Source organism: Listeria cossartiae subsp. cayugensis, from assembly GCF_014229095.1.
Taxonomy (GTDB): domain Bacteria; phylum Bacillota; class Bacilli; order Lactobacillales; family Listeriaceae; genus Listeria; species Listeria cayugensis.
This window is the reverse complement of the sequence record NZ_JAARZC010000004.1, coordinates 1-17,056: the sequence shown is the minus strand read 5'-3', so window position 1 is coordinate 17,056 and position 17,056 is coordinate 1. Positions and strand designations below refer to the sequence as shown.

The 17,056-nt window shown below is 40.7% G+C and carries 11 protein-coding genes, 1 tRNA gene, 3 pseudogenes and 1 other annotated feature; of the genes and pseudogenes, 1 reads left to right on the top strand and 14 read right to left on the bottom strand.

What is annotated here, in order from left to right; translation table 11 throughout:
• Positions 1 to 30: 30 nt before the first annotated feature.
• The 10 genes and pseudogenes from HCB49_RS12180 to fdhF all read right to left on the bottom strand — a co-directional run bounded on the left by HCB49_RS12180 (position 31) and on the right by fdhF (position 12,425).
• On the bottom strand, positions 31 to 2,178 hold the full coding sequence (locus HCB49_RS12180; RefSeq protein ID WP_185605100.1) for a LapB repeat-containing protein: 2,148 nt from the start codon (positions 2,176 to 2,178) through the stop codon (positions 31 to 33).
• A 470-nt stretch (positions 2,179 to 2,648) separates the two neighbouring features.
• A pseudogene (locus HCB49_RS14465) lies at positions 2,649 to 2,744 on the bottom strand (LPXTG cell wall anchor domain-containing protein); the annotation flags it as partial.
• A gap of 117 nt (positions 2,745 to 2,861) precedes the next feature.
• A pseudogene (locus HCB49_RS14435) lies at positions 2,862 to 3,704 on the bottom strand (InlB B-repeat-containing protein); the annotation flags it as partial.
• A 481-nt stretch (positions 3,705 to 4,185) separates the two neighbouring features.
• Positions 4,186 to 4,854, bottom strand: coding sequence for an ABC transporter ATP-binding protein (locus HCB49_RS12170; protein WP_185573823.1), 669 nt, complete (start codon positions 4,852 to 4,854; stop codon positions 4,186 to 4,188).
• Positions 4,854 to 5,942, bottom strand: coding sequence for an ABC transporter permease (locus tag HCB49_RS12165; RefSeq protein ID WP_185605099.1), 1,089 nt, complete (start codon positions 5,940 to 5,942; stop codon positions 4,854 to 4,856). Before HCB49_RS12165 ends, HCB49_RS12170 begins: the two co-directional genes overlap by 1 nt.
• A gap of 78 nt (positions 5,943 to 6,020) precedes the next feature.
• Positions 6,021 to 7,394 (bottom strand): sensor histidine kinase, encoded by a 1,374-nt coding sequence (locus HCB49_RS12160; RefSeq protein WP_185605098.1) that lies wholly within the window; start codon positions 7,392 to 7,394, stop codon positions 6,021 to 6,023.
• Positions 7,391 to 8,068 (bottom strand): response regulator transcription factor, encoded by a 678-nt coding sequence (locus HCB49_RS12155; RefSeq protein ID WP_185605097.1) that lies wholly within the window; start codon positions 8,066 to 8,068, stop codon positions 7,391 to 7,393. Before HCB49_RS12155 ends, HCB49_RS12160 begins: the two co-directional genes overlap by 4 nt.
• A gap of 46 nt (positions 8,069 to 8,114) precedes the next feature.
• On the bottom strand, positions 8,115 to 8,900 hold the full coding sequence (gene fdhD, locus HCB49_RS12150) for a formate dehydrogenase accessory sulfurtransferase FdhD (RefSeq protein ID WP_185605096.1): 786 nt from the start codon (positions 8,898 to 8,900) through the stop codon (positions 8,115 to 8,117).
• A gap of 61 nt (positions 8,901 to 8,961) precedes the next feature.
• Positions 8,962 to 9,438 (bottom strand): helical membrane plugin domain-containing protein, encoded by a 477-nt coding sequence (locus HCB49_RS12145; RefSeq protein ID WP_008948822.1) that lies wholly within the window; start codon positions 9,436 to 9,438, stop codon positions 8,962 to 8,964.
• The gene (fdhF, locus tag HCB49_RS12140; RefSeq protein WP_185605095.1) at positions 9,438 to 12,425 is read right to left on the bottom strand and encodes a formate dehydrogenase subunit alpha; all 2,988 of its coding nucleotides are present in this window, start codon (positions 12,423 to 12,425) and stop codon (positions 9,438 to 9,440) included. Before fdhF ends, HCB49_RS12145 begins: the two co-directional genes overlap by 1 nt.
• Before the next feature lie 179 nt (positions 12,426 to 12,604).
• Positions 12,605 to 12,853: a binding site (T-box leader), on the top strand.
• A gap of 69 nt (positions 12,854 to 12,922) precedes the next feature.
• On the opposite strand from fdhF, the gene HCB49_RS12135 reads away from it, so the two are divergent.
• Positions 12,923 to 13,765: an SAM hydrolase/SAM-dependent halogenase family protein gene (locus HCB49_RS12135; protein WP_185605094.1), complete on the top strand. Its 843-nt coding sequence runs from the start codon at positions 12,923 to 12,925 to the stop codon at positions 13,763 to 13,765.
• A 48-nt stretch (positions 13,766 to 13,813) separates the two neighbouring features.
• On the opposite strand, the gene mdrT is transcribed toward HCB49_RS12135, so the two are convergent.
• The 4 genes and pseudogenes from mdrT to HCB49_RS12115 all read right to left on the bottom strand — a co-directional run bounded on the left by mdrT (position 13,814) and on the right by HCB49_RS12115 (position 16,959).
• Entirely contained in the window at positions 13,814 to 15,295 is a 1,482-nt protein-coding gene (gene mdrT / locus HCB49_RS12130) for a cholic acid efflux MFS transporter MdrT (protein ID WP_185605093.1), read from the bottom strand.
• A gap of 100 nt (positions 15,296 to 15,395) precedes the next feature.
• On the bottom strand, positions 15,396 to 16,283 hold the full coding sequence (gene brtA / locus HCB49_RS12125) for a bile-regulated transcriptional regulator BrtA (protein ID WP_185481175.1): 888 nt from the start codon (positions 16,281 to 16,283) through the stop codon (positions 15,396 to 15,398).
• A 103-nt stretch (positions 16,284 to 16,386) separates the two neighbouring features.
• Positions 16,387 to 16,659: pseudogene (locus HCB49_RS12120) on the bottom strand (hypothetical protein); the annotation flags it as partial.
• 227 nt (positions 16,660 to 16,886) lie between these two features.
• Positions 16,887 to 16,959, bottom strand: a tRNA-Thr gene (locus HCB49_RS12115).
• Positions 16,960 to 17,056 lie beyond the last annotated feature (97 nt).

Genomic DNA, 17,056 nt, shown 5'->3' with positions numbered 1-17,056 from the left:
TATAAAATAGAGGCCATCTTTTTTATTGTATTATTTGCTATAAGCTTTTTTAAAGATACGGAATGACACACCTACAAGTAATAGTCCTGCTAGTAAGAACAGCATGTTTTGGCTGTCTCCTGTTGCTGGTTGTTTACCAGTAGTTTTATTGCTGTCATCATCAGTACCGTTACAGTCATTTGATGCTGTTGGATCAGTTGGATCACCATTGTTTTCAGTTACAACAGGTACAACATTTACATCTGTACCATCGTCATTACCGTCATCATCATTCGGATCTTCCGCTGCATCTTCGCTAAATTGTGCGTATAAAGTTACTCCTGCTGCAGGCATTTTGCTCGTTGCGAAGTTCCATTTGTTTCCGCCTGTTTTCGCATCAAACCAACCTTCGAAAGTGTAACCTTCTTTTGTTGGTGCCGCTGGTTCAGTGATTAATCCTTCTACTACAATAGCTTCTGTTGTTTGTACATCATCAATATCAAAAGTAACGTTAGCCATTTGTGGTGCTGGAGCTTGAGTAACGCGAACAGTTACGGTTACCGGAGTTGCGGCAACGCCATCTCCATTTGTAGAGTTCAATGTTACTACATAATCTCCTACTACATTCCAGTCTACAACTGTATCTAAATTAGTTGTAATTACTGAACTATCATTTGTTGTAGCTTGTATGCTACTTAGGAAATTTGCAGCAGTGATGTTAGCAAACTGCATGTAACTAATTTCTGCATTAGCTGTAATTACAGGAGCTGGTGATTTAGCAACACGAACTGTTACTTTCACTGGTTCAGCTTCATAGCCAGCAGTATTTTTAGCATTTAATGTTACTTCATAACTTCCAGCTTTTGTGAAATCTACTGCAGTTCTGAAATCAGAAGTGATTGTTGCTCCTTCTGTTGCAGTTGCAGAAACACTTGCTAAAAATTGAGCTTCTGTTACACTCGCATTTTTATCATAGCTCATTTCAGCATTTGCTGTAATTACTGGCAAATCAACAATTTTCACTGGTACAGTTACTTTACCGGAGAAAGTTCCTTGAATTGCTGGATTGGTGACATAATCATCAAACTCAAAATCTACAGTAGTTACACCTTCAAGATTTTCTGCATTCCACTTAAATTGGTTGTTAGTGTAAACTCCTTGATTGGAAATGTTCTTCGGTGTAGCAGATTGTCCAAAGTTTTTGATTTCGTTGTCAAAAACTATTTTACCTGCTCCTGCTTTTTCAGACAATGTAACTGTTTGATTTGTTGCATTAATAACATCCAATAGAGGCGCTTTTGTTGTTAAGTTCTCTGGCAATACGCTGATATGGTTGTTATTTACAGAAATACCAGTCATATTCGGGAAAGATTTCAACGATTCTAATTCAGTTAATTCATTTTTACTAGCATAAATATTTGTCAGGTTTGGTAAGTTTTCCAGACCTGCTAACGTAGTCACTTTGTTACCAAATAGGTTTACACTTTTAGCTTCTGCCAAATTTTTCACGCTAAGTTCTGTGATTCCACAGCCATTTAGTTCGATTATATCCGTCATCGCTGGTAAGTTCTCTAAAGTAACTTTAGTTAATGTAGGCGTTGTGGCGAAATTAATAATATCTAATCCACCATCAGCAAAAGTTCCCGCTTGTTTCAACGCTGGAAGATTTTTTAAAACTACCTCTGTTAACTCTGCTGAACCTTGTGTATCAGTAGCAACTTTAGTTAGTTTAGGTTGATCTTGAATATCAATTTTCGTTAAATCATTACCAGTTAAATTAATGCTTGTTAATTCCGGTAAAACGTTTGTACCTTTTAAAGTGAAATTAGTAATTTGATTCAACCTTAAGTCTAGGCTAGTTAATTGAGTCAGATACTCAATACCTGCCAAATTAGTAATACCTTTAGATACAGCTGTTAACGTTGTAACTTTATTCAAGTCTGCTTGCGTTACTACTAATGAAGTGTTTTCAGAACCAGTTGCTGCTTTTACAACAGCTAGAGCTAAAGCTTCATCAGGGAACAATGATTGGTACGTGCTCCCTTGTGGTAGAGTCGCTTTTAAATTACCTACTTTTTGGGGTGTTGCTTCTTTAGGCTTTTCTTCGTTTTCCGAAGCCAAGGCTGCTAAAGGATACGCATTAAATGATTGGAAAAGAATCATTCCTGCTGCAATAATAAATCCTACTTTTCTTTTCACGATTGTCCTCCTTATCAAAGTTGCTAATTAAATATATAAGTTTCCATAAAAAAGCGTACCTAATTAAATTCAATTGAAGGTACGCACATGAACTCACATTAGTATTATATCTGTAAAACCTTTTTTGCAAATACTAAAAATAGACCTAAATAAACTATATTCATTCTAATTGTGTCTTATTTGTGAATGTAAAGTTTTGAGGTTTTAAATGATTTACGGTTCTTTATAAAAAGGGAAATCCTCTCGTATAGGTCGAAACCCTTTACTATCAAAAGGTTTATAACTAAGTGGTATAGCTATAATTGTATTTAAATCACCTTTTCCTGCTTTCTCAAAAAAATTCCCGCTTGATACATTAAGTACCAAAACAAGAAAAATAGTCTTATATCTCTTGGCACATTGCATCAAAATATAAACAAAAAGCCGAGCATGTCCATAATGGCCAAACTCAGCTTTTAATGTTCTACGTATTATTTAGCAGTATTCTTCTTGAAAATTAGTAATGCTCCTCCAATAAGTAACAATCCGCTTAATAAATATAAGACGTTTTCTTGGTTACCTGTTAATGGTAGCTTTTTACTTAGTTGGTTTGCTTTTGCAGGATCTGCTTTAGGATCTGCTGTTGTATTTGCTGGAGCAGCCGCCGCGCCAGCAATTGGTTGAATCGGCTGTGCTGGTTGTGCTGGATTTCCAACATTATTCTCTGCATTTTTACTGAATTGAGCATATAATGTTACATCTTTTGCTGGCATTTTATTTGTTTGGAAGTCCCATTTTTGGCCACCTGTTTTTGCGTCATACCAACCTGTAAAGGTGTAGCCATCTTTGGTTGGTGCAGCTGGTTCTTCTAATAGACCTTCGTAATTAGCTGTTTGCGTAGTAGTTGTATCTTCTACGTTTAATGTAGCAGTATAGCTAGCAAGGCTAAACTGAGCATATAAGGTTACTTCGTTTGCTTGCATTGGGCTTTGGAAATCCCATTTATTTCCACCTGTTTCTGCATCATACCAACCCATAAACTTATAGCCTACTTTGGTTGGAGCAGTTGGTTCTTTAATGACACCTGGGTAATCCACTATTTGCGTAGTAGCTGTGCCTTCTGTTGTAAAGTTGACAGGGAAAGCATTAGCTCTAAACTGGGCATATAAAGTCATATTCTTTCCAGGCATTTTATCTGTTGCGAAATCCCATTTTTGGCCGCCTGTTTCTGCGTCATACCAACCTGTAAACGTATAGCCTTCTTTCTTTGGCTTCGTTGGCTCATTTACAGTTTCTTGGTAGACCACATTTTGCGTGGCTGTTCTTTCTTCTGAGATTAATGTAGCTATGTAGCTATTAATTCTAAATTGAGCGTATAGATTCACTTCGGTTGCTGGCATTGGAGTGTCAAAATTCCACGGGTTTCCACCAGTTGGCTCTTCAAACCACCCGACAAAAGTGTGCCCTTCTTTGTCTGGTCTTGCTGGTACAGGAATTGAAGAACCTACTTCACGGGGATAGACTGTAACTCGCCCATTAGAATGCATAATCACATTTTGCATATTGCTAACTGTTTCTTCATTCCCCGTACTTTCCTCACCTTCAACAGCCCATATATTCAAGGGAGATACATTTAAAGCTTGAAAAAGAATGACCCCTGCTACAATAATTAAACTTATTTTTCTTTTCACGATTTTCCTCCTAGATGTATAAAAAATTATATTTTATGTGCATTAATCGCTTAAAATAAAAAAACACCTACCATTTATGTAAAAGATGTCCCTCATTTAATCACAAATAAGATTATATCCTTAAAGCACCTATTCGCGAGTGATAAGATTAGACTTAAATAGAGGTTTTTTGTGTCTATTTTATGACAAAATAAGCTATTTTGTGGAAAATGGCTTAATACGGCATATTTTTGCGTACTATTTTATTACTTTGTTTGAAAAATAGCTGATTATTTCTTCTTCGCCGCTTAAAAAACAATAAAAAAGTTTGGCCCTCGTGCGCGGGGCCAAACTTTTTTTAATCCTTCAAATAGCCATCCTCAATCCGAATCACGCGGTCAACTAAGTCTAAAACTCGTTCATCGTGCGTAACCATAATAGCTGCTTTGTTTTTGCGTTTTACTTCGTCTGCAATCATTTGGACTACTTTATGGCCTCGGTTTGCGTCAAGGCTTGCGGTTGGTTCGTCTGCTAAAATAATGTCAGGGTCATTCATCAATGCTCTAGCAATGGCAACGCGTTGTTTTTCGCCTCCTGATAAACTTTCTGGATAATTGTTTTGGCGGGCGCTTAAGCCTAATTCTTGAAGTAATTTATCTGCTTTGTCTTTCGCAACTCGCCCTTTTTCGCCGGATAGTTCTGCAATCACGAGTAATTGATCGCGGACGTTTAAATACGGGATTAAGTTGGCACCTTGGAAAATAAAGCCAATTTTATCGAGCCGGACTTTTGTTAGGTCTTTGCTTGTAAGGTTGTTTAGCGTTTTTCCGCCAATCGCAATTTCGCCTTCTGTCGGGGATAATAAAGCACCTGCGATGGATAAAAAAGTACTTTTCCCTGCGCCGGATGGGCCGACGATAGCAACGAATTCACCTTGTGCCACTTCTAAAGATACGTTTTTCAATACTTCGATGACTTGCTCGCCATCTTGATAATTTTTAGATATATTTTTCATCATTAATGTCATTAGTTTGCCCTCCCAATTGCTTCTAGCGCGTCCACTTTGGCTACACGGTAGAGTGATAACATTGATCCGATGACTGCTACAACAAGGAATAAGGCGGAGCAGCCGACTGCGAGTATTGGGCTAAGTGTGAATGGCATGCTCGCTGGTAAAATTGCCGCAAGACCAAATGTTAAGCCATTACCAATGAGTAAGCTTACGACGGATAGGAAAACAACTTGGGTGACGATGCTTCGCGCTAAATAGGCTGTTCGTGCGCCCACTGCTTTTAAAATGCCAAATTGGTTGATTTTTTGAATCGTAATAACGTAGAAAAATGCAGCTAAAACAAATGCGGCGATTACAAATAAAAAGGCAATCATCATAAGTAAGGAGCCTTGTTCTTCTGAATAGCCGGGAATACCTTGCAGCACTTCTTTACTGGATGAAAGTTCCAGCGAGCCAAGTGATAAGTTTTCGGCGGTGCTTTGCGATACATTTAGTGCGACCGCGTTATATTCGCCTTCTGTGGCCTGGTTTGTTTGGTGAACTAGTTTCCACGCATTCCAACCAACGAAAATAACTGGTGAATGGCTGAATGTATTATTTTTTGTAAAAGCAGTAATCGTGAATGTTTCTCCGGTTGCGCTGTCTTTCAGCTTGCTTCCTAATTTATAGCCAGACTCTTTCAAAGAAATATCAGCGACTACTTCTTTTGTTTGTTGTGGCGCTGTCCCTTCTGAGATGGTCGGTTTCATGAAGCCCGTTTTATCTATGCCAAAATAGGTAATGTCTGTTTTTTTGTCTTTATTTGGTGGGGTAATTGTCCCCATTTGCACGCCTAGGTTGGTGCTTTCTGATTTTTTCAGTTGTTTCGCTACTTTTTCTGTTTCTGCAGCGGTTAAATTGGATCTCGTTAGCCGATTATCTGAGTCTTTCTGCAGTACATAATAAGTCGCTTTGTTTGATGAAATCGCTGCTCCGTTGTCGTTTGCCAGTCCATTTGCCAGACCTGTTACAAACAAAACGAGCCATGCGATTAGTACCATAATTAATCCGATTAAAATATAGCGTAATTTTGCGTGTTTTAATTCTCTTAATGCCAAAAACATTCCGTTCAACTCCTTCTAAGATCTTACACTTAGTTTAAAGAAGTTTTGTAAACGGAATGTGAATCGGATTTTACAAATTTAGTTTTTTGGTAGTTTGACGATGAAAGTTGTGCCATGATTACTCTCAACTGAGATTTCGCCGTGGTGTAATGTGATGATTTTTTGGCAAATTGATAAACCTAAACCACTGGAACCTTCTTCACGAGTGCGGCTTTGGTTCGCTTTGTAAAAACGGTCAAAAATCTTCGCAAGTTCTGGTTTGCTAATACCTATTCCGCTGTCTTGCACTTCTACAAGAATGTTCGTTGTATCTTCGTGAAGCCGAATTTGGATATTCCCGCCAGGTGGTGTAAATTTAATCGCGTTGGTTAATAAATTGGACCATACTTGATAGAGTAGTTCGGCATCACCAGTGTAGTTTACATCTGCTAAGTCTAGGTTTATTGTTAGTTCTTTTTCCCGCCAACTCCATTCGGTCATTTGAATTAATTGGCGCCATTGTTCGGCTAAGCGGACTGGTTCTTTTTTTCGTAATTCCGATTCTTGGTCGAGTGAGGCTAGCGTGAGCAATTGTTTCGTCAGGGAGGATAAACGTGTTGTTTCTTCGGATAACACGGTCAAATACTCTGCTTGTTCTTTTTCTGTTAGCGTTCCTGAGCCTAGGAGTCTTGCAAAACCTTGCATTGATGTTAGCGGTGATTGCAGTTCATGAGAGACGTTGGCGACAAATTCTTGGCGGGCGGCTTCTGATTTTTCGAGTTCACTTGCCATTTTCGCAAATGAGGCTGCCAGCTGACCAATCTCATCTTTACGACGAACTTCGAGCGCTACATCGTAATTGCCTTTACGAATTTTCCGAGTTGCATTAGTCAGTTTCACGACTGGTTGAACAATATATCTGCCACTAATGAGGACAAACAGAATACTGATGATGGATGTGAAAATCAAGATCATTGCGAAAAAGATGCGGAGTTCACCAAATTGCTGTTCTGGGTCTTGCCGTATGAAAAGTGCCAGTTGTTTGCCGTCTGTTTCGACCGGAACACCAATAGTATTGCGGATATCATTATCAAAAAATCCCGTAATAAAAATGCCGGTATTGAACGTGTCGATGCCGTGGTAAGTTTCGCCGTTCAGCACTTGTTGGATGGTTTTGTCGGGTAAATCTTTTTTACGAAATTCTCCGCCGAAATAAGTTGCGTTTGCTGCTCCGTCGGTGAGGTATAGTTCGTATCCGAGTTCTCCCACATTATCCAAATATTCGTCCAGAGAAATCGTTGCATTGGATTGATAAAATTGTTGGACTTCTTTCGCTATTTTAGTAGTTTTTTCGTCATTGAAGGGCTTTAATTGTATTTGGTAATAAATGTTGGCAAAGAAAAATCCGAGCAGGCTGCTGGAAAGAATGACGACGAGCATCGTGATAACGATTCGACTGTATAGCGATTTCATGTTGTCTCCTCCAATTTATAACCAACGCCTCGCACGGTAACAATCCGAATCCCGTCCTTTGCCTCGTCAAAATGATCGCGCAAACGTTTAATATGTACATCCACTGTCCGGTCACTGCCGTCATAGTCGCGTTGCCAAATCCGTTCAATTAATTCTTCACGAGTGAAAATGCGTCCGGGGTAGCTCGCTAGTTGATATAATAGCTCAAATTCTTTCACGGGAATCATCCGTTCTTGGTTGCCGATTTTTATGCCATAGCTTTTTTGGTCGATGGTAATGTTTCCGATATGGATTTTCACTTCACTTGCTTGGTTGGAACGTCTGAGCAAGGCGCGAATTCGGAAAACTAGCTCTTGTGGTTCGAAGGGTTTGGTGACATAATCATCAGTTCCCACTTCAAAACCGCGCGATTTATCTGCCAGTGCGTCCTTGGCAGTTAGCATAATTACCGGGATATCCGGATAGCTTGCGCGCATTTTTTGGCAAAGCTCGAAGCCGTCCATATTCGGCATCATCACATCAATCACCGCCAAATGAACTTGCTCGGTTTCGACTATTTGCTCGGCTTCCACGCCATCATTTGCCTCTAGGACGCGAAATCCTTCTGCGCGGAGATAGTGTCCCACGAGTTTCAATATGTGTCGATCATCATCTACTACTAAAATTTGTTTCATCTTTCTACTCACCTTACTTATCCTATTTTACTGCATCATATCAAAGTTACGTGATTCGTTCAAATCCGGAATAGACGTTTAATCGATCGCCGCGAATGAAGCCAACTGTTGTGATGTTGAGTTCTTCGGCCATATTAATCGCTAGTTCGGTTGGGGCGGAACGGGATAAAATAATTCCGCAACCTAATTTGGCTGTTTTAACGAGGATTTCCGACGAGATTCGCCCGCTAAAAATAATTGCTTTATCTTCGGTCGCTGTCCCATCTTGCAAGGCGCGACCGTATATTTTATCAAGTGCGTTATGCCGCCCGATGTCCATTCGGCTATAAATAATTTCCGCTGAACTGCAAAGCGCCGCATTATGAACGCCGCCAGTTTGATGAAATGTTGCGGAATTTTGTTCGAATTTGTCCATTAATTGGAAAATCTGGTTGGTTGTCAGTTTTAAACTCGAGTTTTGCTTTACGTTGACGAGTGAGGCATCTGATTGAAAATAGAAATTCTCGCGCGATTTGCCGCAACATGAGGTGATGTAACGCTTACCGCGATACTTGGCGTTGAATTTATTGACAAAATTGGCGCTAACCTTGGCGTGTCCAGTTGCTTCGATGATATCCACGGATTCGATGTCTTCCGGACCGCGAATGATGCCTTCCGAGGTCAGAAAGCCTACAACTAAATCTCCCAGATATTCTGGCGTGCAAACGATGGTCACGAGTTCTTGGTCGTTGACGTAGATAGTTAGCGGATACTCGGTCGCCACGCTTGATTCGATTTCTTGGAAAATGCCAGCTTCAAAACGGCGGATTTTTTGGCGCGATACAATATCCATCAAAACCCTCTCCTCTCTAAACCGAAACAGCGATACCATAAAGTCTCGCTGTTTCGTCTACTTATTTTAACGTTTGCCCAACTTCTTTTAAAAAGGTCATGCCATACCGGAGCGCGCGATTGATATCAGGGTCTTTCAGCGCCTTCATCATTGCTAACATTCCCATGATTTCATCGTTTTTCGCGCTTTCCTCTGCTTTTTTCGCCGCATTTTTTAAATTGGCTATCATTTCTTCGGTTTGCTCTGGTTTCGTATCGGTCAACAGCTTGCTCGAAATCATCATATTATTAATCGCATTCGTCATCGGTTCCTTACGCCACTCATTCAAAAATGTTTTCGTAATATCCCCGCGAGCCTTTATCGCGCTATTCAAAGCCTCAAGCGCACCCGACTCTTGCAGCAATTTTACCGTTTCTAAAATTTCCATAAAACCAGAATCTTGTTCAGCAATATCCGCTTTCATTTGTTCTAAACGTTCTTGTTCCAGTTCTTCTGGGGTCTTTTTTGTATCACGAATCGTTGAAATTGGTTCTGCCATCAGTGATTCCTCCCTTTCCCGCCGCAGCCACAGTTACCACCACAAGCGCAGTTCACTTTAGAAATTGGCTGGTAATCTTCTCTCGACCACTTGCGCTCCACCTCGGCCCCATTTTGCGGGAACCTTTTACGATTGCGTGGGTTGTGATCAGGAAGCGGGTTTTTCCCAGTTTTTTCAAGCACAGTTAGGTTCACTTTAGTTTGTTTATAGGCCGGCGTTTTCGTCCGAACATCTCCAGCACTTGAAGTCAGCAAATTGACCGCAGTTTCGCTACTCACAGAATGCATCGGCACGTATACCTCATGCCCTTTCATCCGCTCAGTCACAACCGCCCGCAACTTAATACGTCCATACGGTGAACTCAAACGGACGAGTGAACCACTTTCGATATCACGTTCTTTCGCTAATTCATGCGACACTTCCACAAACACTTCCGGCAATTTATAATCCAAGCCTTTCGATTTATCCGTCAAATTCCCCTCATGGAACTGCTCCAACAACCGCCCGTTATTCAGTGTTAAATTATATTCTTCCGGGAAAGTAATCGGCGCGATATACGGCAACGTCGAAAATTGCGCTTTGCCATCTGGAAAATTAAATCGTTCTTCATAAAGCAATGGCATATCTTTGCCATCCGCGCTCACTGGCCATACAAGGCTATTAAAACCTTGCATCCGGTCATAACGAACCCCTGCGAAAAATGGCGCCAAGCTAGCAATTTCATCCATTATTTCGCTTGGATGATCATAATTCCAGTCCGTTCTTCCACACGCTCTCGCCACTTCTTGAATAATCCACCAGTCTGGCTTCGAATCTCCAAGCGGCTCTAACACCTCATAAAGTCGTTGCACGCGACGCTCTGTATTCGTAAACGTCCCTTCTTTTTCAAGAGAAGGAGCAGCCGGGAAAACAACATCCGCAAACTGCGCTGTTTTCGACAAAAATACATCTTGAACAACAAAGAAATCAAGACTGGCGAGAATTTCTTGGACATGATTCGAGTTAGAGTCTACCCAAGCCATTTCCTCACCAATTACATACATAGAATGGAGCGTTCCCGCCTCAATCGCATCGAGCATTTCATTATTTTTCAGACCTGGTTCTGGTGAAATTGATACCCCATAAGCTTCTTCAAAACGTGCGCGAACTTCATCATTTCCAAGCGGCTGAATTCCTGGGAGAACGTTAGGTAGTGACCCCATATCGCAAGCACCTTGCACATTATTATGCCCTCTAAGCGGATAAGCGCCCGCACCGTGTCTTCCGAAGTTCCCAGTGACAAGAAGCAAATTCGCAATCGCCGATGATGTGTGCGATCCAGCAATATTTTGCGTAACACCCATTCCCCAACAAACCGCCGTTCCATCCGCTTCATGAATCATCTGCGCCACTAATTTCAACGTTTCAACAGGTAGCCCCGTTTCGCTTTCTGCATAAGCAAGTGTAAATGGTTCTAAAAATGCTAGATAATCCGCTACATTGCTAATCCGATTTTCCATAAAGACCTCATCATGCCATCCCTGATCAATCATATATTTAGTAACTGCTGTCAACCAAACAAAGTCAGTTCCTTGTTTTGGATGAATAAACAAATCCGAACGTTCCGCCATTTCATGTTTTCGCAAATCAGAAACAATCAGCTTTTGACCGCGAGTCTTCTGTGCTCGTTTGATTCTGCTAGCAAGTACCGGATGCCCATCAGCCGGAGATGCACCAACAATAATCACAAGTCCCGCTGATTCAATATCTTCCACCGTCCCCGAATCCGCACCAATCCCAACCGTCCGAGTCAGCCCATCCGAAGCTGGCGCCTGACAATAACGCGAACAATTATCAATGTTATTCGTTTCAAAAACCTGCCGCGCCAATTTTTGCATCAAATAATTCTCTTCATTGGTTGTTTTAGACGAACTAATAAATCCAAGCGCATCATTACCATACTTAGCCTGAATTTCCCGTAGTTTAGTTGCAACTAACTGAATCGCATCTTCCCAACTCGCCGGCACAAACTCATCACCCTCACGAATGAGCGGCGTCGTAATCCGTTTTTCACTATTAACAAAATCCCAACCAAATTTCCCTTTCACACACGTCGCAAATTTGTTCACCGGACCTTCCCCAGTTGGCTCGACTTTCAAAATTTTACGGTCCTTCGTCCACACCTCAAACGTACAACCAACCCCGCAGAAAGTACAAACCGTCTTCGTTTTTTTCGTCCGCGTTTCCCGCATCGCCGCTTCCATTTCCGACACAGCAAAAACGGTTTGATAATTCGGCTCCACTTTTTTCACCATATCAATCATCGGTTCTAGCATATCTTCATCTAACCCCGTCATAAAGCCGGCTTGGCCGAGCATTGATTTTTCCATCAACGCATTACAAGGACACACTGTTGCACAAAGTCCACAAGAAACACATGACGATAAATTCGCCGGACGATCATCATCCCAAATAACCCGCGGCTGACTACGCTCCCAATCAATCGAAAGCGTCTCATTCACCTGCACTTGCTGACACGCCTCCACACAGCGCCCACAAAGAATACACTGATCCGGATCATAACGGTAAAACGGATGCGAAAAATCATTCAGATACCCTTTTTCACGGTAAGGTCGTTCTTGTTTTTCCACACCAAGCAATTCCGTCGTATTATGTACTTTGCAGTTGCCATTATTATTATCACAAACCGTACAATACAGTAAATGATTCTCCAAAATCCGGTCCATCGCTTCTAATTGCGCATCTTTCGCCAGTTCTGAATTAGTTTTAATTTCCATCCCGTCTGTCAGATTCGTGCTGCACGCCCGCACAAGTTCCCCGTCAACCTCGCACATACACGTATCACAAGATTGAATTGGCCCAATTTGCTCACTATAACAAATATGCGGATGCTGTATTCCTTCTGCATTTAAATAGTCCAGTATTCGCGTTCCTTCCACCACATCCCGCGCCACGCCATTAATTTGCACCGATACTTTTGCGCCCATCACATTACCTCCTATATAGAGAAAGCGTTTCCATTTTTCGCTTATATTATAACAGTTCTTCCCTAAAAATCACAGTAATACGGCAGATGATAATCGTTCTCAAACAGCGCCACTATGCGATTTTCCTCACAAGGATATTGAATTCATTGACACTTATCCAATTTTTCTGTATTCTTTATTACAAAGCTACGACGAGAAAAGTACGACATTCGTTTTTTCCAAAAGAGAGTTCCGATTGCTGAAAAGGAACAAAGAACTATGTCCGAAAATGGCCTCTGAGTTGTGCCGCTGAAAATAAGTAAGCTGCAACGGATTTGGCGTCCGTTATCAAACGCCGTGAGTATTGTACATAAATGCTCATTTGAGGTTTTCAGTATGAACTGGAAATAAATTAAGGTGGTACCGCGTGAAATTTTCTCGCCCTTATTCCAAGATATTTTTTTGGAAAAGGGCGAGTTTTATTTTACCCTAAATTGTTGAAAATGGAGGAATTTAAAATGACAAAACAGCTACTTGTTTTACAGTCCGATTTTGGTATTAGCGATGGTGCAGTTAGTGCAATGTATGGCGTGATTAACAGTGTTAGTATTGATTTGCAAATATACGATTTAACACATCGAATTCCTCAATATAATATTTGGGAGGCATCTTATCGTTTACTACAAACCGTGACTTACTGGCCTGAAAATACGATTTTTGTCTCGATTGTCGATCCTGGCGTGGGTTCGAAGCGCCGTAGTGTAGCCGTTTTAACAGAGGAGGGGCATTATATTATCACACCCGACAACGGCACTTTAACTCATATCGCACATTACGGAACGATTAAAGAAGTTCGTCTGATCGATGAAGAAAAAAATCGGCTTCCAAAATCTGGCGCGTCTCATACCTTTCATGGTCGTGATATTTTTGCCTATACGGCGGCCAGACTTGCTGCTGGCGTGATTAACTTTGAAGATATTGGCCCCGCAGCCACACCAGAATCCATTGTCTCGCTGAGTTTAAGCGATTCCTATTTAGAAGGCGAGCAAGCTTTTGGCACGATTGATATTATCGACCGCCCATTTGGCAACCTTTGGACAAATATTCGTCGGACCGATTTCCTTGAGCTCGGCGCCAACTACGGCGATTCGATTGAAGTCCTAATCAAACACCACGACCGCATCGTTTATAAAAATTTCGTTACCTACAGTCGTTCATTCGCAGACCTGCGCATCGGTGAACCACTCATCTATGTCAACTCACTCGACAACCTTGGCCTCGGCATCAATCAAGGTTCGTTCGTAGATGCTTATTCAGTCGGCACCGGCACCAGCTGGAAAGTCACCCTTAAAAAAGCATAAAAAACAGGGTCAATCGTCCAAATTGGATTTTTGACCCTGTTTCATTTTTTATTTCGTATATTCTTTAACGATTGGTTCTTGTTTTTTATTTTTAAGGAATAGACTTAAAATCATCCCAATAGCCGCGAAAATTGCTGCAACCATAAACGCCGCACGCATTCCGTCCAAACTAGCATCTTGTGCCTTTTGAGCAAAACTAGCTGGGTCCGTCGCCATAAGCGCCTTACCTGGCATATTATCTTTCGTCACATTCGTTAAAACAGTAATAAGTACCGCAGTCCCAATCGAACCAGCAATTTGACGAATCGTATTATTCACTGCCGAACCGTGATTAATCAAGTGGTTAGGAAGTGCATTCATACCCGCAGTCGAAACCGGCATCATCGCCATCGAAATCCCGAAGAACCTCACTGCATAAAACACAACGATATACCAAAGTGGCGTATCCATCGTTAAGAACATAAATGGAATTGTACCGATAGTCAAAATAGTAACCCCGGTAATCGTCAGCCATTTTGCCCCAATTTTATCGAAAATAATACCCGTAATCGGACTCATTATCCCCATAATAATCGCACCCGGAAGTAATAACAGACCTGATTGAAGCGCCGACTCCCCGCGAATTGTTTGAATATAAAGTGGTAACACAATCTCCGCACCAATCATCGCCATTGTTACAATCGAACCAAGAACAACTGACAATGAAAATACTGGATATTTAAACACATGCAGCTCAAGCATCGGATTATCAATAACTAGTTGACGCCATACAAATAGGCCAATAACAACGACACCAATAATCAACATCGTAATAACCGTCGCATCTCCCCAGCCATCATTCCCCGCTGAGCTAAATCCATAAAGAAGTGACCCAAAACCAATTGAAGACATTACAATCGAAAGAAAATCAATTTTTGTATCAGTTAATTTCACTACTTTTTTCATTCCAAAGAACGCTAAAATAATATCAATAACCGCGATTGGAATTAAAATAAGGAATAACACACGCCAGTCATACGAATCCACAATCCAACCAGACAAAGTCGGCCCAATTGCTGGAGCAAACGCAATAACGAGTCCCATCAGCCCCATTGCTGCCCCACGTTTTTCACGAGGGAAAATCAGCAAGAAGATTGTTTGCAGTAATGGCATCATAATCCCCGCACCAGCCGCCTGAACAATACGACCTGTAAGTAATACCGGGAAAGACCCCGCCACTGACGCAATAATTGTACCAATTGTAAATACAGTCATCGCCGTAATAAATAACGTTTTCGAACTAATTTTTTCAATTAAAAGTGCTGTAATCGGAATCATAATCCCATTTGTCAGCAAGAAAGCTGTCGTTAACCATTGCCCAGTTGCTGCTGTAATATGCAAATCATCCATAATCATTGGAAGCGCTGTTGCAAGTAACGTCTGATTCAAAATCGCTACAAATGCCCCAATAATCATTGTTACTACTAATAAACTTCTACTATACGACTTCCCATTAACATCAACGGGCCGTTCTACTGCTGTACTATTCAAAATTAATACCCCTTCCCATGTGGAAATTTCCAGATGAATAATAGAAGTATAATAAAAAAATACCGACAAGTCAACAAAAAGTGACTAGCCGGTCTAATTATTATAAAAGCCCGTTCACACAAGCTTCTAATTTATTTACTTCTTTCGTTAAACTTGCTGGCACATGCTGCTTTAAATATAACAATGTCCCTTGTACCATAAAATCTCTAGGCGCCTCATTATTATTAATCTCACCAACAAGCGCATTCATCGATTCCTTATACTGCCATTTGTCCGAATCAGCAATATCCGCATTTTCAATCCCAACATTAAGTTCCTCAAGCGCTTCTCTTAGTTTAGCTAAACGCTTATTTCGGATCATCGTTTGGTCCGGCACTAGATTTTCTGTGTCCGCTTCCGTAAACACAATCTCGCCACTCTCCAAAATATCCTTAACAAGCGCATCAAGCCTTCTTACAACATAAGGAATCGCCCGCTCAATTAATCCCGAGTTAACATTCTTGCTACCACTAGCAAAGACATACATCGCCGCCATGCCACTAAGCAACATCGTAATATCATTTATATACGGTTCCGTTTCCTTCCCATAAACCTCTAATAACTGATTTTTGACCCATTCCATATTTTTCAGTCGCACATTCTGCAAAAACGCATTAAAATCATCATCAATCATCGTCTGGGAAAAAGTAATATTCAATATCTCCCCATTCTCCGTATAAAAATGAATAATAATCTTCAAACACTCCGTAAAATTATCCTTCTTCGTCCCATCCTGCGCCATCGTATACTCCAAACGCTGATGCAAAACCGAATACTCCTGCTTAAAAATCACAATTGCCAGTTCCTCTTTCGAAGTAAAATAATTATAAAAAGTCCCTTTAGAAATCCCAGCTGCATCAACCATATCCTGCACAGACGTTTTCAAATACCCTTGCTTTTGAAATACTTCCTTAGCCGACTTAATAATCCGCTGCTTCTTCTCCTTCAAAAAAACACCCCATCCGTCCTATCATTATACCCTTAGTATAATCTATTTATACTCCCGATTCAAGATAAGGCTTTTATCCCATTATAGTACCCGAAACCAGAATTTAATTATATTCATTTAAAACATCCTGATAAATCTCTTTATACGTAGCTTTCATATCAACCGTTCCTCCCATGTTCTCATCCCCTTCAAGAAACAAATCACGATCACTCACTTTTTCAACAGGATACTTACTCAATACAGCATTGGTTAATACATAATTATCACCCGACCTACTTTTCCTTATAAAAAGAGTATATTCTTCTCCCTCCTTCATATTTTTATAACCATCAATAGTTAAGTCATATTCTTCTCCATCAACACTTACATTTTCCACTTTAACCATATTAAATCAAGCACAAACTAATATTTTATTGAATTACTTAACATTTATTCTAAAAACAAATTGAATAAAACCGTATAATTATTCTTTATGAACATAAACATTCGTAAATTTTGATAAATCTAGCAAATAAGGTGTTGGATAAGGTGTTTTATATTTTTAGGCAAATAAAAAAAGCTTCGCATACTAGCGAAACATCCAAAGTATAAACTATTATATTAAGCCACTTGTCGGATTTGAACCGACGACCCCTTCCTTACCATGGAAGTGCTCTACCAACTGAGCTAAAGCGGCAGCAAAGCCTTTCAAATAAAAAAATGGCTCCACAGGCAGGACTCGAACCTGCGACCGATCGGTTAACAGCCGATTGCTCTACCAACTGAGCTACTGT

Excerpts from the sequence above, each read along its gene's own strand:
- HCB49_RS12160 (WP_185605098.1), bottom strand. The coding sequence starts at position 7,394 with ATGAAATCGCTATACAGTCGAATCGTTATCACGATGCTCGTCGTCATT.
- HCB49_RS12155 (WP_185605097.1), bottom strand. The coding sequence starts at position 8,068 with ATGAAACAAATTTTAGTAGTAGATGATGATCGACACATATTGAAACTC.
- fdhF (WP_185605095.1), bottom strand. The coding sequence starts at position 12,425 with ATGGGCGCAAAAGTATCGGTGCAAATTAATGGCGTGGCGCGGGATGTG.
- HCB49_RS12135 (WP_185605094.1), top strand. The coding sequence starts at position 12,923 with ATGACAAAACAGCTACTTGTTTTACAGTCCGATTTTGGTATTAGCGAT.
- HCB49_RS12170 (WP_185573823.1), bottom strand. The coding sequence starts at position 4,854 with ATGACATTAATGATGAAAAATATATCTAAAAATTATCAAGATGGCGAG.
- HCB49_RS12145 (WP_008948822.1), bottom strand. The coding sequence starts at position 9,438 with ATGGCAGAACCAATTTCAACGATTCGTGATACAAAAAAGACCCCAGAA.
- fdhD (WP_185605096.1), bottom strand. The coding sequence starts at position 8,900 with ATGGATATTGTATCGCGCCAAAAAATCCGCCGTTTTGAAGCTGGCATT.
- HCB49_RS12165 (WP_185605099.1), bottom strand. The coding sequence starts at position 5,942 with ATGTTTTTGGCATTAAGAGAATTAAAACACGCAAAATTACGCTATATT.